Raw genomic sequence first — 257 nt, forward strand, 5'->3', positions numbered from 1 at the left:
GTGGCGCTGGTGGGCCTGCTGGCGAACCTGCGCCGCGGCGGTGATGTCGCCAAGCAGCGCAGCGAGGCCATGCGCATTGCGCAGGCCGACCTGGCCTCGCTGCGCGCGTTTGCCGACCTCAAGCGCCCCAACGGCAGCACCACGCCGGATTACGACACCGACCTCGCCGTCAGCGAACTCGCTTGGAATGCCGCCGTCACGAACGGCAACACCACGTTTACCGTCACGCGGAAGGTGACGCCGGTCATCAATGTCGG

1 protein-coding gene is annotated in these 257 nt (G+C 68.1%); it reads left to right on the forward strand.

The features are described 5' to 3' along the window. Positions 1-257: hypothetical protein (locus RZA33_RS19595; RefSeq protein WP_317509903.1), on the forward strand; the 257-nt coding region annotated here is incomplete at both ends.

The sequence above is a fragment of the Halovibrio sp. HP20-59 genome, assembly GCF_033052795.2.
Taxonomy (GTDB): Bacteria; Pseudomonadota; Gammaproteobacteria; order Pseudomonadales; family Halomonadaceae; genus Vreelandella.